Source organism: Massilia soli, from assembly GCF_016809835.1.
Lineage (GTDB): Bacteria > Pseudomonadota > Gammaproteobacteria > Burkholderiales > Burkholderiaceae_D > Telluria_A > Telluria_A soli.
Map to the genome: position 1 here is coordinate 237,506 of NZ_JAFBIL020000005.1, position 23,777 is coordinate 261,282.

28 protein-coding genes are annotated in these 23,777 nt (G+C 62.7%); 8 read left to right on the forward strand and 20 right to left on the reverse strand.

What is annotated here, in order from left to right:
- Positions 1–27: 27 nt before the first annotated feature.
- A complete protein-coding gene (ilvN, locus tag I4X03_RS13735; protein ID WP_223468801.1) occupies positions 28–519 on the reverse strand; it encodes an acetolactate synthase small subunit in 492 nt (163 codons plus the stop codon).
- Entirely contained in the window at positions 519–2,246 is a 1,728-nt protein-coding gene (locus I4X03_RS13740; RefSeq protein WP_223468802.1) for an acetolactate synthase 3 catalytic subunit, read from the reverse strand. Before I4X03_RS13740 ends, ilvN begins: the two co-directional genes overlap by 1 nt.
- A gap of 462 nt (positions 2,247–2,708) precedes the next feature.
- Between I4X03_RS13740 and I4X03_RS13745 the strand changes: the two genes are divergently transcribed.
- The 5 genes from I4X03_RS13745 (at position 2,709) to I4X03_RS13765 (ending at position 6,305) form a co-directional block, all read left to right on the forward strand.
- Entirely contained in the window at positions 2,709–3,278 is a 570-nt protein-coding gene (locus I4X03_RS13745; RefSeq protein WP_223468803.1) for an RNA polymerase sigma factor, read from the forward strand.
- The gene (locus I4X03_RS13750; RefSeq protein ID WP_223468804.1) at positions 3,275–3,670 is read left to right on the forward strand and encodes a DUF3619 family protein; all 396 of its coding nucleotides are present in this window, start codon (positions 3,275–3,277) and stop codon (positions 3,668–3,670) included. Before I4X03_RS13745 ends, I4X03_RS13750 begins: the two co-directional genes overlap by 4 nt.
- Positions 3,667–4,197, forward strand: a complete 531-nt coding sequence (locus I4X03_RS13755; RefSeq protein WP_223468805.1) for a DUF3106 domain-containing protein — start codon at positions 3,667–3,669, stop codon at positions 4,195–4,197. The genes I4X03_RS13750 and I4X03_RS13755 overlap by 4 nt, the downstream gene beginning before the upstream one ends.
- Positions 4,187–4,726, forward strand: coding sequence for an RDD family protein (locus tag I4X03_RS13760; RefSeq protein ID WP_223468806.1), 540 nt, complete (start codon positions 4,187–4,189; stop codon positions 4,724–4,726). The genes I4X03_RS13755 and I4X03_RS13760 overlap by 11 nt, the downstream gene beginning before the upstream one ends.
- Before the next feature lie 76 nt (positions 4,727–4,802).
- Positions 4,803–6,305 (forward strand): helicase HerA-like C-terminal domain-containing protein, encoded by a 1,503-nt coding sequence (locus tag I4X03_RS13765; protein ID WP_223468807.1) that lies wholly within the window; start codon positions 4,803–4,805, stop codon positions 6,303–6,305.
- 3 nt (positions 6,306–6,308) lie between these two features.
- On the opposite strand, the gene I4X03_RS13770 is transcribed toward I4X03_RS13765, so the two are convergent.
- Positions 6,309–6,983 carry a GNAT family N-acetyltransferase gene (locus I4X03_RS13770; RefSeq protein WP_223468808.1) on the reverse strand — a complete coding sequence of 225 codons (675 nt, stop codon included), beginning with the start codon at positions 6,981–6,983 and terminating at the stop codon, positions 6,309–6,311.
- Positions 6,984–7,316: 333 nt separating this feature from the next.
- Between I4X03_RS13770 and I4X03_RS13775 the strand changes: the two genes are divergently transcribed.
- Positions 7,317–8,993 carry a methyl-accepting chemotaxis protein gene (locus tag I4X03_RS13775; RefSeq protein ID WP_223469056.1) on the forward strand — a complete coding sequence of 559 codons (1,677 nt, stop codon included), beginning with the start codon at positions 7,317–7,319 and terminating at the stop codon, positions 8,991–8,993.
- Between the two features lie 64 nt (positions 8,994–9,057).
- Here I4X03_RS13775 and I4X03_RS13780 read toward each other — a convergent pair whose 3' ends face one another.
- The 11 genes from I4X03_RS13780 to iscR form a co-directional block, all read right to left on the reverse strand.
- Positions 9,058–9,795 (reverse strand): rRNA pseudouridine synthase, encoded by a 738-nt coding sequence (locus tag I4X03_RS13780; protein ID WP_223468809.1) that lies wholly within the window; start codon positions 9,793–9,795, stop codon positions 9,058–9,060.
- Positions 9,792–10,823 (reverse strand): low-specificity L-threonine aldolase, encoded by a 1,032-nt coding sequence (gene ltaE / locus I4X03_RS13785; protein ID WP_223468810.1) that lies wholly within the window; start codon positions 10,821–10,823, stop codon positions 9,792–9,794. Before ltaE ends, I4X03_RS13780 begins: the two co-directional genes overlap by 4 nt.
- 20 nt (positions 10,824–10,843) lie before the next feature.
- Entirely contained in the window at positions 10,844–11,737 is an 894-nt protein-coding gene (locus tag I4X03_RS13790; protein WP_223468811.1) for a class I SAM-dependent methyltransferase, read from the reverse strand.
- A complete protein-coding gene (gene iscX / locus I4X03_RS13795; RefSeq protein WP_223468812.1) occupies positions 11,724–11,918 on the reverse strand; it encodes a Fe-S cluster assembly protein IscX in 195 nt (64 codons plus the stop codon). Before iscX ends, I4X03_RS13790 begins: the two co-directional genes overlap by 14 nt.
- A 12-nt stretch (positions 11,919–11,930) precedes the next feature.
- Entirely contained in the window at positions 11,931–12,272 is a 342-nt protein-coding gene (gene fdx / locus I4X03_RS13800; protein WP_223468813.1) for an ISC system 2Fe-2S type ferredoxin, read from the reverse strand.
- Between the two features lie 31 nt (positions 12,273–12,303).
- Positions 12,304–14,190: a Fe-S protein assembly chaperone HscA gene (gene hscA / locus I4X03_RS13805; RefSeq protein WP_223468814.1), complete on the reverse strand. Its 1,887-nt coding sequence runs from the start codon at positions 14,188–14,190 to the stop codon at positions 12,304–12,306.
- A 104-nt stretch (positions 14,191–14,294) separates the two neighbouring features.
- On the reverse strand, positions 14,295–14,810 hold the full coding sequence (gene hscB, locus I4X03_RS13810) for a Fe-S protein assembly co-chaperone HscB (RefSeq protein WP_223468815.1): 516 nt from the start codon (positions 14,808–14,810) through the stop codon (positions 14,295–14,297).
- 10 nt (positions 14,811–14,820) lie between these two features.
- Positions 14,821–15,147: an iron-sulfur cluster assembly protein IscA gene (gene iscA / locus I4X03_RS13815; RefSeq protein ID WP_223468816.1), complete on the reverse strand. Its 327-nt coding sequence runs from the start codon at positions 15,145–15,147 to the stop codon at positions 14,821–14,823.
- 15 nt (positions 15,148–15,162) lie between these two features.
- Complete coding sequence (gene iscU / locus I4X03_RS13820) at positions 15,163–15,552, reverse strand: Fe-S cluster assembly scaffold IscU (protein WP_223468817.1); 390 nt, start codon at positions 15,550–15,552, stop codon at positions 15,163–15,165.
- Between the two features lie 27 nt (positions 15,553–15,579).
- Positions 15,580–16,833, reverse strand: a complete 1,254-nt coding sequence (locus I4X03_RS13825; protein WP_223468818.1) for an IscS subfamily cysteine desulfurase — start codon at positions 16,831–16,833, stop codon at positions 15,580–15,582.
- Positions 16,834–16,852: 19 nt separating this feature from the next.
- Positions 16,853–17,335, reverse strand: coding sequence for a Fe-S cluster assembly transcriptional regulator IscR (gene iscR, locus I4X03_RS13830; RefSeq protein ID WP_223468819.1), 483 nt, complete (start codon positions 17,333–17,335; stop codon positions 16,853–16,855).
- A 438-nt stretch (positions 17,336–17,773) separates the two neighbouring features.
- Here iscR and I4X03_RS13835 point away from each other — a divergent pair, with 438 nt between their 5' ends.
- Positions 17,774–18,844, forward strand: a complete 1,071-nt coding sequence (locus I4X03_RS13835) for a trypsin-like serine peptidase (protein ID WP_223468820.1) — start codon at positions 17,774–17,776, stop codon at positions 18,842–18,844.
- A 30-nt stretch (positions 18,845–18,874) separates the two neighbouring features.
- On the opposite strand, the gene I4X03_RS13840 is transcribed toward I4X03_RS13835, so the two are convergent.
- Positions 18,875–19,648: a uracil-DNA glycosylase family protein gene (locus I4X03_RS13840; RefSeq protein WP_223468821.1), complete on the reverse strand. Its 774-nt coding sequence runs from the start codon at positions 19,646–19,648 to the stop codon at positions 18,875–18,877.
- Positions 19,649–19,822: 174 nt separating this feature from the next.
- On the opposite strand from I4X03_RS13840, the gene I4X03_RS13845 reads away from it, so the two are divergent.
- Positions 19,823–20,266, forward strand: a complete 444-nt coding sequence (locus tag I4X03_RS13845; protein ID WP_223468822.1) for a CBS domain-containing protein — start codon at positions 19,823–19,825, stop codon at positions 20,264–20,266.
- A gap of 66 nt (positions 20,267–20,332) precedes the next feature.
- Here I4X03_RS13845 and I4X03_RS13850 read toward each other — a convergent pair whose 3' ends face one another.
- From I4X03_RS13850 to I4X03_RS13870, 5 genes are all read right to left on the reverse strand, one after another.
- On the reverse strand, positions 20,333–20,920 hold the full coding sequence (locus tag I4X03_RS13850; protein ID WP_223468823.1) for an NAD(P)H-dependent oxidoreductase: 588 nt from the start codon (positions 20,918–20,920) through the stop codon (positions 20,333–20,335).
- 6 nt (positions 20,921–20,926) lie between these two features.
- Positions 20,927–21,364: a universal stress protein gene (locus I4X03_RS13855; RefSeq protein ID WP_223468824.1), complete on the reverse strand. Its 438-nt coding sequence runs from the start codon at positions 21,362–21,364 to the stop codon at positions 20,927–20,929.
- 110 nt (positions 21,365–21,474) lie between these two features.
- The gene (gene maiA / locus I4X03_RS13860) at positions 21,475–22,122 is read right to left on the reverse strand and encodes a maleylacetoacetate isomerase (protein WP_223468825.1); all 648 of its coding nucleotides are present in this window, start codon (positions 22,120–22,122) and stop codon (positions 21,475–21,477) included.
- Positions 22,119–23,144 carry a fumarylacetoacetate hydrolase family protein gene (locus I4X03_RS13865; protein ID WP_223468826.1) on the reverse strand — a complete coding sequence of 342 codons (1,026 nt, stop codon included), beginning with the start codon at positions 23,142–23,144 and terminating at the stop codon, positions 22,119–22,121. The genes maiA and I4X03_RS13865 overlap by 4 nt, the downstream gene beginning before the upstream one ends.
- Positions 23,145–23,152: 8 nt before the next feature.
- Positions 23,153–23,698 (reverse strand): VOC family protein, encoded by a 546-nt coding sequence (locus I4X03_RS13870; protein WP_223468827.1) that lies wholly within the window; start codon positions 23,696–23,698, stop codon positions 23,153–23,155.
- Positions 23,699–23,777: the final 79 nt, after the last annotated feature.

Genomic DNA, 23,777 nt, shown 5'->3' on the forward strand with positions numbered 1-23,777 from the left:
TGTATTTTTTTGTGTGGGATTAAATAATTAAACTTTGAGGATGCGTTCGCCGCGGCCGATGCCCGATCCGCCGGTTCGCACCGTTTCGAGGATGGAGGCGCGGTCGATCGAGTCGATGAACGCGTCGAGCTTGCCCTTGTTGCCGGTCAGTTCGATCGTATAGGTCTTCTCGGTCACGTCGATGATGCGGCCGCGGAAGATGTCCGCCGTGCGCTTCATCTCTTCGCGTTCCTTGCCGACCGCCCTGACCTTGATCAGCATGAGCTCGCGCTCGATGTGCTGGCCTTCGGTGAGGTCAACCACTTTCACCACTTCAATCAGGCGGTTCAGGTGCTTGGTGATCTGCTCGATGATGTCGTCCGAGCCGCTGGTGACAATCGTCATGCGCGACAGGGTGGCGTCTTCGGTCGGCGCCACCGTCAGGGTCTCGATGTTGTAGCCGCGCGCGGAAAACAGGCCCACGACGCGCGACAGCGCACCGGCTTCGTTCTCAAGCAATACAGAAATAATATGGCGCATTACAGGTCCTCCGATCCGAGCAGCATTTCGGACAGGCCTTTGCCCGACTTGACCATCGGCCAGACATTCTCGGACTGGTCGGTGATGAAGTTCATGAACACCAGGCGGTCCTTCATGCCGAAGGCTTCCTTGAGCGCGCCGTCGACGTCGCCGGGTTTCTCGATGCGCATGCCGACGTGGCCATACGCTTCGGCCAGCTTTTCAAAGTCGGGCAGCGATTCCATGTAGGACTCCGAATAGCGCGAGCCGTAGTCGATTTCCTGCCACTGCCGGACCATGCCGAGGAAGCGGTTGTTGAGCATGATGATCTTCGGCGTCAGGTGATACTGCTTGCAGGTGGCAAGTTCCTGGATGCACATCTGGATCGAGCCTTCGCCGGTGATGCAGGCAACCGTCGCGCCGGGGTTGGCCATCTGCACGCCCATGGCGTACGGCAGGCCCACGCCCATCGTGCCCAGGCCACCGGAGTTGATCCAGCGGCGCGGCTTGTCGAACGGGTAGTATTGCGCGGCCCACATCTGGTGCTGGCCGACGTCGGAGGTGATGAAGGCGTCGCCCTTGGTCACTTCCCATACCTTTTCAACTACCGACTGCGGCTTGATCAGCGTATCGGAGCCGGCGTACTTCAGGCATTCGCGTCCGCGCCATTCGTCGATCTGCTTCCACCAGTCGGTGATGTTGGCCGGGTTCGGCTTGACCTCGGCGGCGTCGAGCTGGGCGAGGAACTCGACCAGCACCTCCTTGACGTTGCCGACGATCGGAATATCGACCTTGACGCGCTTGGAGATCGACGATGGATCGATGTCGATATGGATGATCTTGCGCGGGTTCGATGCAAAGTGCTTCGGGTTGCCGATCACGCGGTCGTCGAAGCGGGCGCCGATGGCGATCAGGACGTCGCAGTGCTGCATCGCCATGTTCGCTTCGTAAGTACCGTGCATGCCAGGCATGCCGACGAAGTTCTTGCTCGACGCGCGGTACGCACCCAGGCCCATCAGGGTGTTGGTAACCGGGAAGCCAAGCTTGTCGACCAGGCGGTTCAGCTCCGGCGAGGCGTTCGCGAGAATGACGCCGCCGCCGCTGTAGATCATCGGGCGTTCGGCCTGCAGCAGCATCTGCACTGCCTTGCGGATCTGCCCGGTGTGGCCCTTGTCGACCGGCTTGTACGAGCGCATCTCGATATCCTTCGGATAGTCGTAGACGCACTTGTGCATGCTGATGTCTTTCGGGATATCGACCAGCACCGGTCCCGGACGGCCGGTCCTGGCGATGAAGAAGGCTTTCTTGATGGTCGATGCCAGGTCGCGGACATCCTTGACCAGGAAGTTGTGCTTGACCACGGGGCGGGTGATGCCCACGGTGTCGCATTCCTGGAAGGCGTCCTGGCCAATGGCGTGGCTCGGCACCTGGCCGGAGATCACCACCATCGGGATCGAGTCCATGTACGCGGTCGACAGGCCGGTGACGGCGTTGGTGACCCCGGGACCGGACGTGACGAGGGCGACGCCAACGGTGTTCGAGCTGCGCGAATAGGCGTCGGCAGCGTGGACGGCGGCCTGTTCGTGGCGCACCAATACGTGCTGGAATTTGTCTTGCTGGAAGATGGCGTCGTAGATATACAGGACTGCCCCGCCCGGATAGCCAAAGACGTGTTTCACGCCCTCTTCGGCCAGGCAACGCACGACGATCTCAGCGCCCGTGATGGGAGCCGTTGTTTCGTTACTCATGATACATTCCTTTCAAAACCCATTGGGAGGTGATCGGATGCTCTTTCCTAACGAAGTACGCGTGCCGCGACAGTGCTCAGGCTTCCCTTCTTTCTGCGGTCGCCGCAATCCTTCTCGTACCCATAGGTACGTTACGAACTGAGGCTAAACGCAACTCGTTTGGCATGAGTTTCTGTAGCGGCTGTACGAACCTCTCACGCTTGTGGCGCGGGTTAGAGCAAACTGCCTACATATGAAAGCGCGCCAGTGCGTTGCCGGCATTGTGCGCCGGCCGCGACCGGCCTGAGCTTTGGGAGTGCAAAGCGTCCCTAACCTTACTGCGTTGCACCATTTTGGTCAAGATAAAAAAATGCGCTTTTTCAGGGCAAAATGGCGCAAAAACGGTAAATTTCCAGCAAGAAGGCCGGTAATTTGCTAGCATGCCTCAGTTTTTCCACCCGGCCATACCGTTCCTCCTTTTGCATGGCGACCGATAAAGAACTCTCCGATTTCCTCGCGCACGTAGAAAAGCGCGCATTCAAGCAGGCCGTCTACGCGGTCCGCAAGGATGAGTCTGCCCTTGATATCGTGCAGGACGCGATGATCAAGCTTGCCGAAAAATACGGAGACAAGCCCGCCGCCGAGCTGCCGATGCTGTTCCAGCGCATTTTGCAAAACACCATCCTCGATTACTTCCGGCGCGAAAAGGTGCGCAATACCTGGATCAGCCTGTTCTCCGGCATGGGAAAGCGCGATGGCGACCATGACGATTTTGATATACTCGACTCTTACGAGGCGGAGGACGGATCGCGGGCATCGGAGTCAACCGCGGACCAGTTCGAGCGCATGCAGACGCTCGGCCTGATCGAAGCGGAAGTACAAAAGCTGCCGACGCGTCAACGCGAAGCCTTCCTCATGCGTTACTGGCAGGATATGGACGTGGCTGAAACGGCCGAGGCGATGGGATGTTCGGAGGGCAGCGTCAAGACGCACTGCTCGCGGGCCACGCACACACTGGCGGCGTCGCTGAAAGCCAAGGGAATTAAACTATGAACACCGACGACCTCAATTTTGCGTACAAGGTAAGACATGCCTTGAACGACAACCTCGACAACCTGCCGCCTTCGACGACGGACCGACTCGCTGCCGCGCGCAAGCTCGCCGTGTCGCGCAAGAAAGCCAACGCCAGCCCGCTGCGCGCCGTTCATCACGCCATCGCCGGCAACGCCTCTTCGCTGTTGTCGTTCGAGTGGCTCGGCCGCATGGGCGTGGCGGTGCCGTTGATGGTGATGGTCGCCGGCCTGGCCGGCATCTACCAGTTCCAGGAAGAACAGCGTATCGCTGAAGTTGCCGAGCTCGATGCCGGCGTACTGTCCGACGAATTGCCGCTGACCGCCTATCTCGACCAGGGCTTCAACGCCTACGTCGACGAGCGCACCCAATGATCGTCAAGCTGTTACGCGCAGCCGCCGTCGCGGCGGCCATGCTGGCCGGTGTGGTGGCGGTCGCACAGTCGGCGCCGCCCAAACACGGCGCGGTTCCGTCCGCAACCAAGCCGTCATGGGCCGAGCTGACGCCCGCCCAGCAAATGGCGCTCTCGCCGCTCAAGGGCGAGTGGAACACGCTGGAAGCGGTGCGCAAGCAGAAGTGGCTGGAGATCGCCAACCGTTTTTCGTCGATGCAGCCGGGCGAGCAGCAGCGCATGCATGACCGCATGCGCGACTGGGTCAAGCTGACGCCGGAACAGCGCAAGGTCGCGCGCGAAAACTATGCGCGCGTCAAGAAGATCGACAAGGACGAGCGCAGCGCCAAGTGGCAGCAGTACCAGCAGCTTCCCGAAGAACAAAAGCAGAAGCTGGCCGCCGACGCCGCGCGCAAGCGCAAGGCAGGCGCCGCTTCGCCCAAACCTGGCGACACGCCACCATCCACCTCACCGGCCCAGCCGGCACCGCCCGCACCAAATGCAAAATAGTAAGCCGCTCGTCGTCACACCCACCCTGAAACGCCGTTTTATCTGCCTGGTTTATGAAGCGTTTTTGCTGACCGCCGTGGTCATGTTCGCGCTGTTCGTGTTCCTGTTCCTCACTCAGAAGCTGCAGGGCGGGCCGGTGCAGGAATATGGCCGCCAGATCGTGCTGTTTCTCGCCTCGGGCGCCTACTTCATCCACTCCTGGACTGGCAGCGGCCACACGCTGGCGATGAAAACCTGGCGTATCAAGCTGGTCAAGGTCGGCCATGCGGCCGTGCCGTTCAAGACGGCGTTGCTGCGCTATGTGTTTGCCTGGGGCTGGGTGTTCCCTGCCCTGGCCATCTGCTACGCATTCGGATTGACCAGCAAAGCCCAGGTCAGCGCGGCGCTGGCGATCAATATCGTGCTGTGGGGCCTGAGCGCCCTGGTCGACAGGGATGGCCAGTTCCTGCATGACCGCCTCGCCGGTACGCGGCTGATCCAGCTGCCAAAACCGGTCAAGGCGCAAAAGGCCAAGGCCGCAGTGTCGTAGGGACGTATCGACGTATGATCGGGAACGTGGAATCTTGAAGTATCATTAACTACTTCCATTCCATGCGAGTCTCGTCATGTCCACGCTGCTGCCGATTGCCAAAGCCACCTCCTCCACGCTCGGCCCCCTCTCCAACCTCGTCAACCGCCATGGCTGCATCACCGGCGCCACCGGCACCGGCAAGACCGTCACGCTGCAGGTCATCGCGCAGGCGCTGTCCGGCATCGGCGTGCCGGTGTTCATGGCCGACGTAAAGGGCGACTTATCCGGCATGGCAAAAGCCGGCGCGCTGTCGGAAAAAATGGGCGCGCGCCTGCAGTCGCTGGGCGTCGATGCGCCGCAGTGGGCCGGCTGCCCGGTCACCTTCTGGGACGTGTTCGGCGAGAAGGGCCACCCGGTGCGCGCGACCATCTCCGACCTCGGCCCGCTGCTGCTGGCGCGCATGCTGAACCTGAACGACACCCAGGAAGGCGTGCTGCAGCTGGTCTTCAAGATCGCCGACGACAGCGGCATGCTGCTGCTCGACACGCGCGACCTGCGCACGATGCTGCAGCACGTCGGCGACAATGCGGCCGACTACCGCACCGAATACGGCAACATCTCGGCCGCCAGCATCGGCGCGATCCAGCGCGGGCTGATCGGCATCGAGGAGCAAGGCGGCGACCAGTTCTTCGGCGAGCCGATGCTGAACATCGACGACCTGCTGCAGACCGATGCGCGCGGCAAGGGCGTGGTCAACATCCTGGCCGCCGACAAGCTGATGAACGCGCCGCGGCTGTACTCCGTGTTCCTGCTGTGGATGCTCTCGGAACTGTTCGAAAACCTGCCCGAAGTGGGCGATCTCGATAAGCCGAAGCTGGTGTTCTTCTTCGACGAGGCGCACCTGCTGTTCGACGAGGCGCCCAAGGCGCTGCTGCAAAAGATCGAGCAAGTGGTGCGGCTGATCCGCTCGAAGGGCGTCGGCGTTTTCTTCGTTACGCAAAATCCCCTGGATATCCCGGAAACCGTGCTCGGACAGCTGGGCAACCGCGTCCAGCATGCGCTGCGCGCCTACACGCCGCGCGACCAGAAGGCCGTCAAGGCCGCCGCTGAAACCTTCCGCCCCAACCCCGCGCTGGACACCGCGCAGGTGATCACCGGACTTGGCGTGGGCGAGGCGCTGGTATCCTTCCTCGATGAGAAGGGACGCCCGAACATGGTCGAACGCGCGTTCATCCTGCCGCCTGCTTCGCAGATCGGACCGATTAACGATGCCGAACGCCAGCAAGTGACGGCAAGCTCCGTGGTCGCGGGCGTCTATGAAAAGACCATCGACCGCGAATCGGCGCACGAGATGATCAGCGCAAGGGTCGCGGCGGCCGCCGCGGTTCAGCAGCCGGCACCCGCGGCGAAAGGCAAGGCAGCACCGGCTGAGGAGCCAGCCGCTGGCGGGATGTTCGGCGGTTTGTTCGGCGGCGGCTCCAGCAAGCGCGAGTCGCCGGTTCAGGCGATGATGAAATCGGCGGCGCGCAGCATCGGCTCGCAGGTAGGACGCGAGATCATTCGCGGGGTGCTCGGGTCGATTCTCAAGAAGCGCTGACGCCTAGCACGGCGCCACCACGCGCACCACCGTCTCCTTGTAGTCCTTGAATCCCATGCGCAGGTATAGCGCATGGGCGCTGGCGTTGGTGCTCATCACGTGCAGGAACGGGGTCTCGCCGCGCTGCATCTGGCGCATCAACAGCTTTGCCATCAGGCGGCGCGCGTAGCCCCTGCCCTGGTAATCGGGATGGGTGCACACGCCGCTGATCTCGCGCAGGCCGGTGGCGGCCGCGCGCTCGCCCGCCATCGCGACCAGGCGTCCATTGTCCACATAACCGAAGTACTCTCCCAGTTCCGGCGTGCGCGGGCCGAACGGGCCGGGGCGGGTGAGCATCGCCAGGTCGTACGCCTGCTGCGCATGCTCCGGCCCGAGCAAAATGGCGTCCGGCGCCTCGTCGTGCGGCGGGGGCGGCGCATCCCACACCATCAGGTACATCGTGGATTCGGCTTCGATCACCCATCCGTCGGGCACCTGGCCGGACCACCCTTCGCAATAGAAGTGCTCGCCCGGCGTGCAGAAAGGCCGCAGGGACGCGAAGTCGGGCCGACTGGCATCGGGAAAGGCGACGATCGGCGAGAAGCCGGGCGCGAAGCGGAGCGCAGCCGGCGTGCCGGTAGCAAATTTTGCATGTGGGCCAGTGAGGCAAGCCCAAAAGATATTCTCAAGCGCCAGCACACCCGGTCTCCTGCGATCTTAGAGATGCACAGCATACAGCAGCCCGGCCTAAGGCGAGGAGTAAGCAAGTGGCAACACACGACCACTCTTTTTCTACTATGAAAAAAGCATTGTTTGTTGATTATTCGCAATAACAGGGCAGCTACTGTTGCGCTGCGACATCATTTTGTTTTGGAATTGATATTGTTGCCTACACCTGCGCCGCATATTGGTGCGCATTTTCTTTCCGTTGGGCTACTCTGTATACACGTCGGCCCCCTGTCCCTTTGGGACAAGCCGACTTCGTTTGCCCTGACGCTCTCGTTGCGGACTCGTTTTAAGATTGGAACAATGATGAAGATTTCAGATTTAAAAATTGGCGTTCGACTGGGCTCAGCATTTGGCGCCGTGCTGCTACTGATGGCCGCGATGGTCGCCGTTGGCATTTGGGAGATATCCAAAATTGCGGACGCCAAAGTGGAGATGAAATCCACCGCCTACAAACAGCGCCTGGCGGCGAACTGGCTCCAAGGCATCGCGACCAATGCCGTCCGGACCTACGCCAAGGTGCGAAGTTCCACGGCCGAGGATGAACAGTTCTTCGGCGACGAGATGAAAAAGACGAGCGCGGACATCACAAAAATCCAGAAAGAACTCGAAACACTGATTCAAAGCGATGAAGGCAAAGCCCTGTTTACGGCAGTGGGAGAAAAGCGCAAGTCCTATGTCAGCATCCGCGACGCCGCGTTCAAGCTCAAGGCTGACCCCGCCGGCAACATGGATGACCTCAACAACAAGGTCCGCAATGAACTGCTGCCGGCAATGGCCGCCTATACCAAGTCGGTTGAGAACGTGGCTATTTTCCAGAAATCACTGTTCGACCAGGCCGACGCCACCATCGACGACGTGTATGCCCAAGCGATCAACCGCCTGGCGGCGCTCGGCGCAGCCGGACTGGTGCTTGGCACGCTGATGGCATGGCTCCTCTCGCGCAGCATCACCCGTCCGCTGGCCCATGCGGTGACGCTTGCCGAGACCGTCGCCATGGGCGACTTGCGCAGCGAGATCGACGTCAACTCGCGCGATGAAGTCGGCCAGCTGCTCGGCGCGCTCAAACGCATGAACGAGAGCCTGCGCACCACCGTCATCCAGGTTCACAGCGGCACCGACATGATCTCGACGGCATCGCAGGAAATCGCAGCGGGCAACATGGACCTGTCGTCACGCACCGAGCAGCAAGCCAGTTCGCTGGAAGAGACGGCATCGTCGATGGAAGAGCTGACCAGCACCGTCAAGCAAAACGCCGACAACGCCCGCCAGGCCAACGCGCTGGCCGTGTCGGCGTCGGAAGTGGCGGTGAAAGGCGGCACCGTGGTGTCGGAAGTCGTCGATACGATGGCATCGATCAATGAGTCCTCGCGCAAGATCGTCGACATCATCGGAGTCATCGACGGCATCGCGTTCCAGACCAATATCCTGGCGCTGAATGCGGCGGTGGAAGCGGCGCGCGCCGGTGAACAAGGCCGCGGTTTTGCGGTCGTGGCATCCGAAGTACGCAACCTGGCGCAACGCTCGGCCGCCGCCGCGAAAGAGATCAAGACCCTGATCAACGACTCGGTCACCAAGGTCGATGCCGGCGGCAAGCTGGTCGACCAGGCCGGCGCCACCATGACCGAAATCGTCCAGTCGATCACGCGCGTTACCGACATCATGTCCGAAATCGCGTCCGCCAGCATCGAGCAAACCAGCGGCATTGAGCAGATCAATATGGCGATCAGCCAGATGGACCAGGTCACGCAGCAAAATGCCGCGCTGGTCGAGGAAGCCGCCGCTGCCGCCGGTTCGCTGCAGGATCAGGCGAGCGCGCTGGCCAAGGTGGTTAGCGTGTTCAATGTCGGTGACGCGCACGTCGTCGCGGCGGCGCCGAAGCGCGCGGCCAAGCCGGCGGCGCGTCCCGCTTCAACCCAGGCCGCACGCAAGTCGCCGCGGCTTGCGGTTGCCGGTGGTGCTGACGACTGGGAAGCGTTTTAAGAGCAAGCGGCGGATGCGTTTCGCTTACGCGAACGCGCATCCGCCGAATTGATTTGAAAGAGCCTTAGAACCGCTCGTAGTCGTGCAGGTAGCGCCACTGCCCCGCAGGCAGCCCGGCCATCGGCAAGCGCCCGATACGGATGCGCTTCATGCCCACCACTTTCAGTCCGACCATCCGGCACATGTGCTCCAGCTGCCCCGGCTTGACGCCCTTGGCGGCGAACCGCAGGCGCGTCTCGTTCTGCCAGCTGACCTTCATCGGCGCGATCGGCTTGCCATTGAACGGCAGCCCGTGATTGAGCAGCGCCAGGCCGCCCTCGGCGATTGCGCCCGCGGTTTCGACGATGTACTCGTTCTCGACTCGCATGCCCTCTTCCACCAACTTGCGCGCGACGCGGAAGTCCTGCGTGTACACCACCAGCCCGCTGGCCATGGTTTCCAGCGGCGAGGCGATCGTCAGGTTGGCCGTATGCCGTTTCAGGAAACGCTGCTGCTTGCCGTGATCGGCAGGCAGCAGTGTTTCGGCCGTCACCAGGTTCAAGGCCGGCGTGCCGTCGCTGCCGATGCCCGCGTTGTAGCCAGCCGGTTTATGCAGCAAGATCGTCACCGGCGGGATCTCGTCGGCGCGCGCATCCGGGTGCAGCACGACATCCTGCGCGTCAAGCACGCGCATGCCTGGATCCTCAGCCACCGCACCGTCGACGCTGACCCAGCCGCCGGCGATGTATCGCTCAGCTTCGGCGCGCGAGCAGGGAATCATTTCGGCCACGCGCTTGGCCAGGCGAATCGAGGAATCGGTCATGAGTTGTTACGCCAGTCTTTGAAAAATTGGGTGAATGCCTCGACGGTGCGCTCTACGTCAGCCGCGCTGATGTCCAGGTGCGTCACCAGGCGCATGCGCGGGCCGACCGTGGCGCGGATGTTCGCGCGCTCCAGTGCGGCGCGCAACGGGTCGCAGGCCGCTGCCGGCACGTCCATCCAGAAGATATTGGTTTGCGGCGCGCTCACGCTGAGGGCGTCGATGGCCGACAGTCCCTGCGCCAGCGCGGCGGCGTTGGCGTGATCGTCGGCCAGCCGCTCGATATTGTGCTCCAGCGCGTACAAGCCAGCGGCTGCGAGAATACCGGCCTGGCGCATGCCGCCGCCGAGCATCTTGCGCCAGCGCTTGCCATGCTCGATGAATTTCTTCGGTCCGCACAGCACCGAGCCTACCGGCGCCCCAAGGCCCTTCGACAGGCACACCGATACGGTATCGAAACCGGCGGCGGCCGCGCGCAGGCTGATGCCCTGCTTGACCGCGGCATTGCAGATGCGCGCGCCGTCGAGGTGGGTAGCCAGGCCGCGCGCGTGCGCCAGGCTGGTGGCCGCCGCGATATAGTCGGCGCCGAGCACGCGCCCGCCAATCGTGTTCTCCAGCGCCAGCACGCGGGTGCGCGCGAAGTGGATGTCGTCCGGCTTGACGTAGGCGTCGATATCGGCCAGCGCGATGCTGCCGTCAGGCTGGTTGGCGATCGGCTGCGGCTGGATGCTGCCCAGGACCGCCGCGCCGCCGCCTTCGTACTTGAAGGTGTGCGCTTCCTGGCCGACCAGGTATTCGTCGCCGCGGTCGCAGTGGACCATCAGCGCGATCAGGTTGGTCTGGGTGCCCGATGGCGCGAACAGCGCAGCTTCATACCCGAACATCTCGGCTGCCACCTGCTGCAGGCGGTTAACGGTCGGGTCGTCGCCGTACACGTCGTCGCCGACTTCGGCGACCTGCATGGCGGAACGCATCGCGCCGCTCGGTTGGGTAACGGTGTCGCTGCGCAGGTCGATCCAGTGGTGGCTCATGATGTTCGTCTCTTGATGTGTTATTTAGCCGCCGACATGGTTTCGGCTTCGGCCAGTTTCTCGCAGTAGAAGCGCTCGCCCATTTCTTCCAGGCCCAGCGTCGCCAGCACTTCCTGCAGGCGCTCGGTCGGACGCTTGCGCGGCAGGTTCTTGTAGCTGGCGATGATCAATTCGTTCTTCATCGAGTGCTCCCAGCCCACCAATTCGGTCACGTTGACCTGGTAGCCGTGCGCTTCGAGCTGCAGGCAGCGCAGCACGTTGGTGACCTGGCTGCCGAATTCGCGCGTGTGCAGCGGGTGGCGCCAGATTTCGGTCAGCGCGCTCTTGCCCAGGTCCTTGCCTTTGTTCTTGCGCAGGACGCTGGCCACCTCGGCCTGGCAGCACGGCACCAGCACCATGAACTTGGCGTTTTTCTTGAGCGCGAAGTCAATGGCGTCATCGGTGGCGGTGTTACAGGCGTGCAGCGCGGTGACGATGTCGATTTGCGCCGGCAGCTGGTTCGACCTGGTCGACTCAGCCACCGACAGGTTCAGGAACGACATGCCCGGAAAGCCAAGGCGTGCAGCCAGCTCGGTCGACTTCTGCACCAGTTCTTCACGCGTCTCGATGCCGTAGATGCGCGAGCCGTCGTCCAGTCCCTTGAAGAACAGGTCGTACAGGATGAACCCGAGGTAGGACTTGCCGGCGCCGTGGTCGACCAGCGAAATGCCCGGGTGGTCCTGCTGGACTTCCTTGAGCAGCGGCTCGATGAACTGGTACAGGTGGTACACCTGCTTGAGCTTGCGGCGGCTGTCCTGATTCAGCTTGCCGTCGCGCGTGAGGATGTGCAGTTCCTGCAGCAGTTCGATGGATTGGCCGGGACGCACTTCCGGCGGCAGGACCATACCCTGCTGCCTGGTCTCAGCGCGCTTCATCGATCCACGCCTGTTGAATCGCTTCGAGAACCTTCTCGCCGCCGCGGGTGCGGTCGTCGTCGAAGCCGTCCAGCGCCACCACCCAGTTATGCAGGTCGACGAAACGCACGGTGGCGGGATCGACGTCCGGATACAGGTCGTACAGTGCCTCGGCAATGGCCGGGATATCGCTCCACTTCATCGTACGCTCCGGTCAGTGGCTTTTTTCAGCCGCGTGATTGATCGTATATTTCGGCAGCTCGACCACCAGGTCCTGCTGGCCGACGATCGCCTGGCACGACAGGCGCGACACAGGCTCCAGGCCCCAGGCGCGGTCGAGCAGGTCTTCTTCGTCTTCTTCCAGCTCGTTGAGCGAATTGAAGCCTTCGCGGATCAGCACGTGGCAGGTGGTGCAGGCGCACACGCGGTCGCACGCGTGCTCGATTTCGATATCGTTCGCGAGCAGCGTGTCGCAGACCGACTGGCCGGTCGGCGCTTCGAGCACGGCGCCTTCAGGGCAGTACTCGGGATGTGGAAGGATGACGATTTGTGGCACGGGATTACCTCTTGATTGTGTATATATTCGTTCAGACTTCGTCGAGCTTCTTGCCGGCCAGCGCGCTGCGCACGCTCTGGTCCATGCGGCGCGATGCAAAGTCTTCGGTGCCCTGCGCAAGGGCGGCCACGGCCGAATGCAGCGCCGCCTGCTTGAGCGCGACGTCCGCAGGGTCGACCGGCATCGCGATGGCGTCGCGCACCTTGTTCATCAGCGCGGCGATCTCGATGCGCTCTTGTTCCGACAGCAGCGCGCTGTCGCCGTTCAGCGCCGAATCGGTCGCCAGCAGGATGCGCTCGGCCTCGACTTCTTCTTCGCGCAGCGCGCGCAGCTGCATGTCTTCCTTGGCCGACGTGTACGAATCCTGCAGCATGCGGGCGATGTCGTCGTCGGCCAGCCCGTAGGACGGCTTGACGGTGATCGACGCCTCGACGCCGGACCGTGTTTCGCGCGCCGATACCGACAGCAGGCCGTCCGCATCGACCTGGTAGGTGATGCGGATGCGCGCGGCGCCGGCGGCCATCGGCGGAATGCCGCGCAGCTCGAAGCGCGCCAGCGAACGGCAATCGGTCACCAGCTCGCGCTCGCCTTGCAGCACGTGCACCGCCAGCGCGGTCTGGCCGTCTTTGAATGTGGTGAACTCCTGCGCGCGGGCGCACGGGATGGTCGAATTGCGCGGGATGATTTTTTCGACCAGGCCGCCCATCGTCTCGATGCCGAGCGACAGCGGCGTGACGTCCAGCAGCAGCCAGTCATCGCCGGGGGCGCGGTTACCGGCCAGCAGGTTGGCCTGGATGGCGGCGCCGAGGGCGACTACCTTGTCCGGGTCGATGTTCGCGTGCGGGATGGTCTTGAAGAACTCGGTCACCGCGCGGCGCACGTGCGGCATGCGGGTGGCGCCGCCGACCATCACCACGCCGTCCACGTCTTCGACCGACACGCTGGCGTCGCGCATGGCCTTTTTAATCGCCGTCATGGTCTTGCCGACCAGGTGTTTGGTGATCTCGGCGAAGATCTCCGCCGTCACGTTCAAGTGCACCATCTCGCCCGAATTGAGCATCGCGTCGATGGTGGTCTGGTGGTTGGTCGACAGCAGTTCTTTCGCCTGGCGCGCCTTGACCATCAGGGTCGCCGTGTCTTCGTCCGACAGCGGCGCCAGTTTCGCCTGTTCGACGATCCAGCAGAACAGGCGGTGGTCGAAGTCGTCGCCGCCGAGCGCGGAGTCGCCGCCCGTGGACAGCACTTCAAACACGCCTTTGGACAGCTTGAGGATCGAGATGTCGAAGGTGCCGCCGCCGAGGTCATACACCGCGTAGATGCCTTCGGAAGCGTGATCGAGTCCGTAGGCGATGGCAGCGGCGGTTGGCTCGCTGAGCAGGCGCAGCACGTTCAGGCCGGCCAGCTGGGCCGCGTCCTTGGTGGCCTGGCGCTGCGCGTCGTCGAAGTAGGCGGGTACGGTAATCACCGCGCCGACCAGCTCGTCGCCGAGCGAGTCTTCCGCGATCTGGCGCAAGGTGGCGAGGATTTGCGCGGAGATCTCGACCGGGCTCTTGACGCCGGCGACGGTCTTGAGCTGCACCATGCCGGGCGTGTCCTGGAAGTCGTACGGCAGGTTTTCCGCGTAGGCGATGTCCTTGAGGCCACGGCCCATGAAACGCTTGACCGATACGACGGTGTTGCGCGGATCGGTGGTCTGGTGCGCGCGCGCCTTGTGGCCGATGTGCGCGTTGCCGTTCGGGAGGTAGCGAACGATCGAGGGCAGCAGCTGGCGGCCCTCTTCGTCGCTGAGCACCTCGGGGATGCCGCTGCGGACCGATGCGACCAGCGAGTTGGTGGTACCGAGGTCGATGCCTACCGCCAGGCGATGCTGGTGCGGGGCGGTCGACATGCCAGGTTCGGAGATTTGCAGAAGTGCCATTTGGATGTACCGATTTATTATTCTAAGTCGTCGTTCCCGCGCAGGAGGGAACCCATGCTGAGCATATGTGCCGTAGGTTCCCGCCTGCGCGGGAACGACGCTGTTTAGCTTTCGAGCGCCTCGAAAGCGTAGTGAACCTCTTCGCTGAACTTTTCAAGGAACATCAGCGCGCGAACACCCTGCGCCGCGCTGTCGAAGTCGCCCGCGTCGAGCTGCGTGCCGACCAGCGCCAGCCGCGACTTGCGTTCGCCCTTGACCTGTTCGTCGAGCGCGTCAAGCGCATCGCTGTCCTTCGCCGCCCTCGCCTCGCCAAGCGCCTCGCGCCATTCCATCTGCTGCATCAGGAAGTCCATCGGCATCGCCGTGTTCGATTCCGTATTCAGGTCCACGCCATTGAGCTCGCACAGGTACTGCGCGCGCTTTTGCGGGTTGCGCAGCGTCTGGTAAGCCTCGTTGGCGCGGGTGGCCCACTGCATCGCGACCCGCTTTTCAGCGTCGGTGGCGTTGATGAAGCGGTCTGGGTGGACGCGGCCCTGCACGTCGCGGTAGGCCGAATCGAGCGCGCCCATGTCGAGCGCGAACGTGGCCGGAAGCTGGAACAGGTCAAAGTGATTCTGCATGACCGCCCGCTTAAATGCGGAAGCTTTCGCCGCAGCCGCAGTTGTCCTTGACGTTCGGATTATTGAAGCGGAAGCCTTCGTTCAGGCCTTCGCGCGCAAAATCGAGCTCGGTGCCGTCGATGAACGGCAGGCTTTTCGGATCGACGAATACCTTGACGCCGTTCGACTCGAACACCGTGTCGTCGCCGGTGCCTTCATCATCGACGTACTCGAGCTTGTAGGCCATGCCCGAGCAGCCTGTCGTGCGCACGCCAAACCGCAACCCGACGCCCTTGCCGCGGCGTTCGATGTAGCGGTTGATGTGCTTCGCAGCTTTATCGGTCACTGTAATTGCCATGGTATTTCCCTCGCTTTAAGCGACAGCCGGATGCTTGGTCTTGTAGTCGGCAACGGCTGCCTTGATCGCGTCTTCCGCCAGGATCGAGCAGTGAATCTTCACTGGCGGCAGCGCCAGTTCTTCGGCGATCTGGGTGTTCTTGATCGACAGCGCCTGGTCGAGCGTTTTGCCCTTGACCCATTCGGTGACCAGCGACGACGATGCGATCGCCGAGCCGCAGCCGTAGGTCTTGAACTTTGCGTCCTCGATCACGCCGTCCGCGCCGACCTTGATCTGCAGCTTCATCACGTCGCCGCATGCCGGTGCGCCGACCATGCCGGTGCCGACGTCGCCGTCGTCTTTGCCGAAGGCGCCAACGTTACGTGGATTTTCGTAGTGATCCAACACTTTGTCCGAGTATGCCATTTTGATGCTCCTAAAAATTCCGTGCGGTTAGTGGGCTGCCCATTGGATCGTCGAAATGTCGATCCCTTCCTTGTGCATGTCCCACAGCGGCGACAATTCGCGCAGCTTGTCGACCTTCGACTTGAGCAGGTTGATCGCGAAGTCGATGTCTTGTTCGGTCGAGAAGCGGCCGATGGTGAAACGGATCGAGCTGTGCGCCAGTTCGTCGCTGCGGCCCAGGGCGCGCAGGACATACGATGGCTCCAGGCTGGCCGAAGTACAGGCCGAACCTGACGACACCGCGATGTCCTTGATCGCCATGATCAGGGATTCGCCTTCGACATAGTTGAAACTGACGTTCAGGTTGTGCGGCACGCGGTGCTCCATGTCGCCGTTGATGTAGACCTCTTCGATCTCCATCAGGCCCTTGGCCAGGCGGTCGCGCAGCGCGGTGACGTGGGCGATCTCGCTGTCCATCTCTTCTTTGGCGATGCGGAAGGCTTCGCCCATGCCGGCGATCTGGTGGGTCGGCAAGGTGCCCGAACGCAGGCCGCGCTCATGGCCGCCGCCGTGCATCTGCGCTTCAAGGCGCACGCGCGGCTTGCGGCGCACGTACAGCGCGCCGATGCCTTTCGGGCCGTAGGTCTTGTGCGCGGTGAAGGTCATCAGGTCGCATTTGGTCTTTTGCAGGTCGATCACGACCTTGCCGGTGGCCTGGGCCGCGTCGCAATGGAAGATGATGCCCTTCGCGCGGCACAGCTCGCCGATTTCGTCGATTGGCTGGATCACGCCGATTTCATTATTGACCAGCATGACCGATACCAGGATCGTATCCGGACGGATCGCCGCTTCCAGCTGGGCGACGGTAATCAGGCCGTTGTCTTGCGGTTCGAGGTAGGTCGCGTCGAAGCCGACGCGTTCCAGCTCGCGCACGGTGTCGAGCACCGCCTTGTGTTCGGTCTTGACGGTGATGATGTGCTTGCCCTTGGACTTGTAGAACTGGGCAGCACCTTTCAGCGCCAGGTTATTGCTTTCGGTCGCACCGGAGGTCCAGATGATTTCGCGCGGATCGGCATTGACCAGCGCCGCGACGTGGCCGCGCGCTTCCTCGACCGCGGCTTCCGCCGACCAGCCATACATGTGGCTGCGCGAGGCCGGATTGCCAAACTGCTCGCGCAGGAATGGAATCATCTTGTCGGCTACCCGTGGGTCGATCGGCGTGGTGGCCGAGTAATCCATGTAGATCGGGAAGTGCGGTGCTGGCACGAATTTCTGCTCGATGTTTTTTTCTGGCGCGTTCATCAATTTACTCCAATATGCTTCAGTTTTGGCCGACTGCGACGTTGTTGCGGTGCATCACCACGACGTTTTGTTCGGCACTCTTTTGCTTCTGCTGGTCGACCAGGTCTTGCAGCGACACCGAGTCGAGGTAGTCGACCATTTTCTCGTTCAGCGTCGACCATAGCTCGTGCGTCATGCAGCGCGCGCCGGTTGCGGCATCGGCGCCGTGGCAGGTTTCCTTGCCGCCGCACTGGGTCGCATCGAGCGGCTCGTCGACCGCGATGATGATGTCGGCCACCGTCACTTTGCCCGCTTCGCGCGCCAGGCTGTAGCCGCCGCCCGGTCCGCGGATGGACTCGACGATGGCGTGGCGGCGCAACTTGCCGAACAACTGCTCCAAATAGGACAGCGAAATCGCCTGGCGCTGGCTGATGCCCGACAGCGTGACGGGACCTTTGCCTTGACGCATGGCAAGATCGATCATCGCAGTTACAGCAAAACGGCCTTTTGTGGTCAGACGCATCACAACCCCGGTAGTGATAAAATATTGCCCTCAATTCAACCGTACGTCCTCATGCTGATTCCCGGGGAAGCGTAGTAGTTGAATGATTTAGTCAAGTATATCAAATTCCGCAGCCCTTGTCTTCGCATCCGGCTTTTCCTCCCCGGGAATGCGAAATGTGCGGCGCAGCATTTTTCCTATTGAATCCCATCCAACTCTGCTTGACCGCCGTCAGGCCGAGGCCAGATCGCGCCCCCAGTCAGGGAACCACGTGACTACTATCCAGTGGTAGACGAGCTCTACATTCGCCTCGATCGAGGCTTGATGCCGCAACGCATACACAGTCACCAGGTCCAACCCAGTAATCCGCCCACGTCTGCGAGGATGAAAATGAAACATCCAATTCCCGTCTTATGCGCCACCGCCCAGGCTATCGCCCTGCTAGCAGCGGTCCCGGCGATGGCACACACCGACCAACCAGTGAGCAAGGAGAATGCCGACCCCAAGAGCGTGGTGGAATACTGGACGCCCGAGCGCTTCAAGTCGGCCAAGCCGCTGCCGCTGCCGGCGGCCAAGGCCGGTCAGGACAAAAAAGGCGCGCCGCCGGCCCAGCCCACTGCCAAGCCGGAAAGCAGCGACGCCCAGCCGCCGACGATCCACCTCGATCCGAACGAGCAGCAACTGTATGAATTCGAGCAAAAGAGCTTGCTGAATGGCCAGGTCGATCCGCAAGCCCAGGGAACCTTCGGCGCGCCCTACACCAGCACCCGCGTGTTCCCGATGTACACCGGATCGGCAGCGAACTATTCGGCCGACCGCGCCTATCCGTACCGCACGGTCGGAAAACTGTTTTTCTCGATCGACGACGCCGCTTATGTCTGCTCGGCCTCGGTAATCCAGCGCCGGGTGGTCTCCACCGCCGGCCACTGCGTCCACAGCGGCGACTCGGGCGGCTTCTACAGTAACTTCGTGTTCGTGCCGTCCTTCCGCGACGGCGCCGCGCCGTTCAAGACCTGGAACTGGCGCTATGTCGTCGTGACCGGGGCCTGGGCCTTCGGCGGCGGCGGCGTGCCGAATGCAGCCGATTACGCCATGATCGAGTTCGGCGACCAGCCGATGACCAGCGGCGGACCGCTGACCAAACTGGGCAATGTAACCGGATGGCTCGGCTGGCAGACCCTCAGCCTGAACGGCAACCACACGTCCAAGCTTGGCTATCCTTGCAACCTGGACAGCTGCCAGAAGATGCAGAACGTGATGAGCAACAACTTCCAGCTCTCCGCGCCAAACAATGTCGAGTACGGGTCGGACGCGCGGGGCGGCTCCAGCGGCGGGCCATGGGTGCAAAACTTCGCCATCCAGGCGAGCGGCGGCGCCACCGGCATCAATACCGGACAGAACCGGGTGGTCGGCATCACCTCGTACGGCTACGTCAGCACCGACCCGAAGGTGCAGGGCTCGTCGATCCCGGACAACCGCTGGGTACAGATCTGGAACCTGATCTGCGGGCGTCCGGGCAATTGCAACTAAGCGGCCAACGTCACGGCATTGCGCAGGCGGCTAGCCCGCCTGCAGCAGCCGCATCGGCCGGAACAGGTCTTGCATGCCGGCATTGGTGATGAACGACAGGTTGTACGGGTGCTCGGAACACAGCTGCGGGAAGCGCTCCGTCTCCCGCAACTGCTTCAGCTGTTCGGCGATTTTTCCCCACAACACCAGGGTGGGAGCGGTTTGCGCCGAGTCGGCAAGCGCGCCCAGCACTGTCTGAAGGAAAGGCAGCCAGGCGCGCGCATCGACCGCGGGCTTCACGTGCGGCCGGAATACCAGCGCAGCGTTGAGCAGCAGGAAACCCTGGCGTGTCAGGTTGGCTTGCAGCTCGGCCAGGGTGCCGATGGCGCCGTTGGCCAGGGCCCGTTCGGCAACCGCCTGCATCGCCAGCGCAGCCGTGCTCGCCCCGTCAAGTTGCCCATCGGCGACTAGCAGCATCTTGATGAAATTGCGCAGCGACGTCGCCCGGTTCACCGGCTTCGACAAGCCGGTGGCGCACCACAGGCTGCCTACCGCGCCATCCATGAAGCACACCCCGGTTGCGCTCTCGGCGCGCGGGTACGGTCCCTCCCCTACCAGCACGTAGCGCACCTCGCCCAGCGGCTGGGCGAAGGCGGCAAAGATGCGCTGCTCGGTCGGCAAGTAGTCATCCTCGGCAAGTGCCGGAAGATAAGCCGGGTCGGCGCGCGCGACCGCTTCCAGCCCGCGCAGCAGGTGCGGCCGCCACGTCGGGTGGGCCAGCGACAAGGCGTCGCGCAGTGATTGGGGGACAAGGTTGGCGGTCATTGCAGGGGGGGCTTGTTGGACACCCGGGATTGTAGCGCAAGGGTCCGGCGCTGCTGGCGCACGGCAGTGTTCAAGCAAGCGTCAGTTTTTAAAAAAACAAGGCATTATGACAACACCATACGGAGAACCGGTTAGCGCCGGCTCGCATATCAATCGCAATTACGGAGGCTTTTCATGCAAAAAATTTCAGAAGTGATGACCCGCGACGTCAAAAGCATTAGCCCGGAAGAAACCGTGCGCCGCGCCGCAGAGATGATGGATGAGCTCAATGTCGGTTCGCTGCCTGTGTGCGACGGCCCGAAACTGGTCGGCATGATCACCGACCGCGATATCACGATCCGCTCGACGGCCAAAGGCCAGGCGCCGGAAACCACCCGCGTGGGCGACGTCATGAGCCCGCAGGTCCGCACCTGCAACGAGTCGCAGTCGGTCGACGAAGTGCTGCGCGAAATGGGCGATGCCCAGATCCGCCGCGTGCCGGTGGTCGACCAGGCGTCGCATTCGCTGGTGGGCATCGTCTCGCTGGGTGACTTCGCCGTGCGCCACGACGGCACGACCGATGATGCGCTGGAAGAAATCTCGGCGCCGACCGAAGGAAGCCGCGCCAAGCTGAACTAAGCTGCAACGGTTTCACGCAGCGCGGAACAGGCCCGGGTTGCGCCACGCTGGCGCGACCCGATCGGGCTACGCCGCGTTGCGCCCCAGTTCCGCCATCTTGTCGACCCAGCCGGCCACCTTGTCATGGGTGGCATTGCCCGCCAAGCCAAACAGGGTTTCGCGCACCGGTGAAATGCCGACGAATCCTAAAATATTGCGCTCCAGCGACTTGATGCTGTGCGCCATAAAATACCAGCGGTAGACCAGCGCCGGCATGCCCATCGTAACGACGATGCGCGCCGAGCGGCCTTTCAGCACCTTGTCTGTCAGCGGGTTGCTGGCCTGGCCGTGAAACGCAAAACCCGGCCGTGCCACCTGCTCCAGGAAACCCTTCAGCAGCGCAGGCATATCGCCCAGCCACAGCGGGAACAGCAGCACCAGGTGCTCGCACCAGCCGATATCATCCTGCGCCGTTTGCAGCACGCCGGGCAAGGCGCCTTTTTCCCAGTCCTGCTGCGTACGCAACAGGGGGAAATCAAGCTCGGCCACGCGCACATGCCGCACCTCGTGGCCGGCCAGCACGGCCGCCCTGGCATACGCGTCTTCCAGCGTATGGCACAGGTGCTCGCGGTTGGGGTCGGGATGCCCCTGAATCAGCACAATCCGCTTGCCCATGGCGCGTCAGCGGTACACCAGCACCGGCACCAGGCTGTGCGTCAGGACCTTTTGTGTTTCGCTTCCCAGCAATAAGGCACGCACACCGCGGCGGCCGTGCGAGGCCATCGCAATCAGGTCGCATTGCCGCTCCCTGGCCGTCGCGATGATGGCGTCGTGGACGTCGTCGGAGCGCACCACGACACTGTCGCATGGCACGCCGCATTCCTGGGCTAGCTTTTCGACGGTGAGCAGTACCTTGCGCGCCTGCTCTTCGCTTTCTTTCTCGTACTGTTCTTCCGTGTCTTCGATCATGTCGGGACGATAGGTGAAAGTATGGAAAGGCGGAACCACGTGCAGCCCCGTGACCCGCGCGCCCAACGCTTTAGCAAGGCTTACGCCGGCCTGGATGGCGGCGTCCGAGCCGGCCGAACCATCGGTCGGCAGCAGAATGTGCTTGTACATATATCCCCCTCGTGGTCATCGATTCGAATGCCTAGTGTGTGCCTTCGAGGGGGGGCGCGACTTTGATGCACATCAAAATCGGCGGACGGCGCCGTACCGGCTCGGTACTGCTATTCGGAATCGAGCTGCTTCGACGGATGCGCGGCGATAAAAGCGTCGAGTTCACTGCAGGCGGCGTGGATGCGCGAGATGGTCGGGAAGCGCGTCAGGTCGACCTCAAAGCGCAAGGCGTTAAACACCTGCGGCACCAGGCAGCAGTCGGCCAGCGTCGGCGTGTCGCCGTGGCAGAAGCGCCCGGTGTGCGGGGACCCCGCCAGCATCGCTTCCAGCGCGGCAAAGCCCTCCGCGATCCAGTGGCGCGACCAGGCGGCCTTGGCGTCGTCGCTCGCCTTCAGTTCGTGCACCAGGTACTTCAGCACCCGCAGATTGCCGAGCGGGTGGATATCGCATGCCACCGTCAGCGCCAGCGACCGCACCCGCGCGCGGCCAAGCGGGTCAGGCGGCAGCAAGGGCGTCGCCGGATGGGTCTCGTCGAGGTACTCGATGATGGCCACGGACTGCGTCAGCGTCGCACCGCCATCATCCTCCAGCGACGGCAGCATTGCGGCAGGATTGATCGCACGGTACGCCGGCTGCAGCTGTTCGCCGCCCTTGCGCAGCAGGTGCACCGGAACCGCCTCATACGCCAGGCCCTTGAGGTTCAGCGCGATCCGCACCCGGTACGCCGCCGAGCTGCGAAAGTAGGTGTACAGTTTCATCGCTGGCGCCCTTCGTAGTGGGCGACCTTCTGGTCGATCGCGCCGAAGATGCTGGCGCCCTGCTGGTCGAACATCTCGATGCGCACGGTGTCGCCAAATTTCAGGTACGCCGTCTTGGGCGCGCCATGCTCGATGGTTTCGTACATGCGCACTTCGGCCAGGCAGCAGTAGCCCACGCCGCCGTTCTCGATGCTCGAACCGTGCAGGCTTCCCTGCTTGTTCGATACCGTTCCCGACCCGATGATGGTGCCGGCGGCCAGTTCGCGCGTGGCCGCGGCATGGGCGACCAGCTGGGCGAAGTTGAAGGTCATGTCGTCGCCGGCATTGGGCTTGCCGAACGGGCGCCCGTTCAGCGCCACGTTGATCGGCAGGCGCAGCTTGGCGTCGGCCCATGCGGCGCCCAGCTCGTCGGGGGTGACGCATACCGGGGAAAACGCGCTGGCCGCCTTCGACTGGAAGAAGCCGAAGCCCTTGGCCAGCTCGTTCGGAATCAGGTTGCGCAGCGAGACGTCGTTGACCAGCATGACCAGCCGGATCGCCTTCGCGCATGCGTCGACGCTGGCGCCCATGTCCACTTCGCCGGTAACGACCGCCACCTCGGCTTCCAGGTCGATGCCCCAGTCCTCGGATAACGCGAAGATCGGGTCGTGCGGGCCGATGAAGGAATCGGAGCCGCCCTGGTACATCAGCGGATCGGTGTAGAACGAGGCCGGCACTTCGGCGTTGCGCGCCTTGCGTACCAGCTCGACGTGGTTGATGTAGGCGGAGCCGTCGGCCCACTGGTAGGCGCGCGGCAGCGGCGAGTGGCACTGCGTTTCGTCGAACGGCTGCATGTCCCACGCGCTGCCGTCGTTCAGGTTCGAATACACCGTCTCAAGGCGTTCGACCACCAGGTCCCAGTTGTCCAGTGCGAACTGCAGGGTTGCGGCGATCTTCGGCACCTTCTGGTAGTGGCGCAGGTCGCGGCTGACCACGACCAGCGTTCCGTCGCGGCCGCCGGCTTTCAAAGTAGCGAGTTTCATGTCTGGCCTTAGTAGTTTTTCTTGGCGTCGGCGGACGTGTGCATCCAGGCCGCGTGCTTGGGCGCCTTGCGCGTCTGGGCCCATTCGTTGAGCATGTCCCACTTGACCTCGTCGAGCTTGCGCATCATCTCGGGGGTGGCGGTGTTGACCGACAATTCGAGGCGGTGGCCGTTGGGATCGAAGAAGTAGATCGACTTGAAGATGGTGTGGTCGGTCGGGCCGATGACGTCGATGCCGTCGGCCTGCAGCCGCTCTTTGGTCGCCAGCATCGCATCCATCGACTCGACTTCCAGCGCCAGGTGCTGGACCCAGGACGGCGTGTTCTGGTCGCGTCCCATCGGCGCCTGCGTCGGCAGCTCGAAGAAGGCCAGCACATTGCCCATGCCGGCGTCGAGGAAAACGTGCATGTACGGGTCGGGCGCGCCGGTTGACGGTACGTTGTCTTCGGCGATCGCCAGCTGGAAGTCCATGTTCAGGTACTTGCCGTACCACTCGACGGTTTGCTTGGCGTCCTTGCAGCGGTATGCCACGTGGTGAATTCGTTTGATCTGCATGGTGGTCTCTCCATTCCAATACGCTATTAGAGGGTAAAACGAACTATCATACAAACAATATTTTCCACATCATTTATTA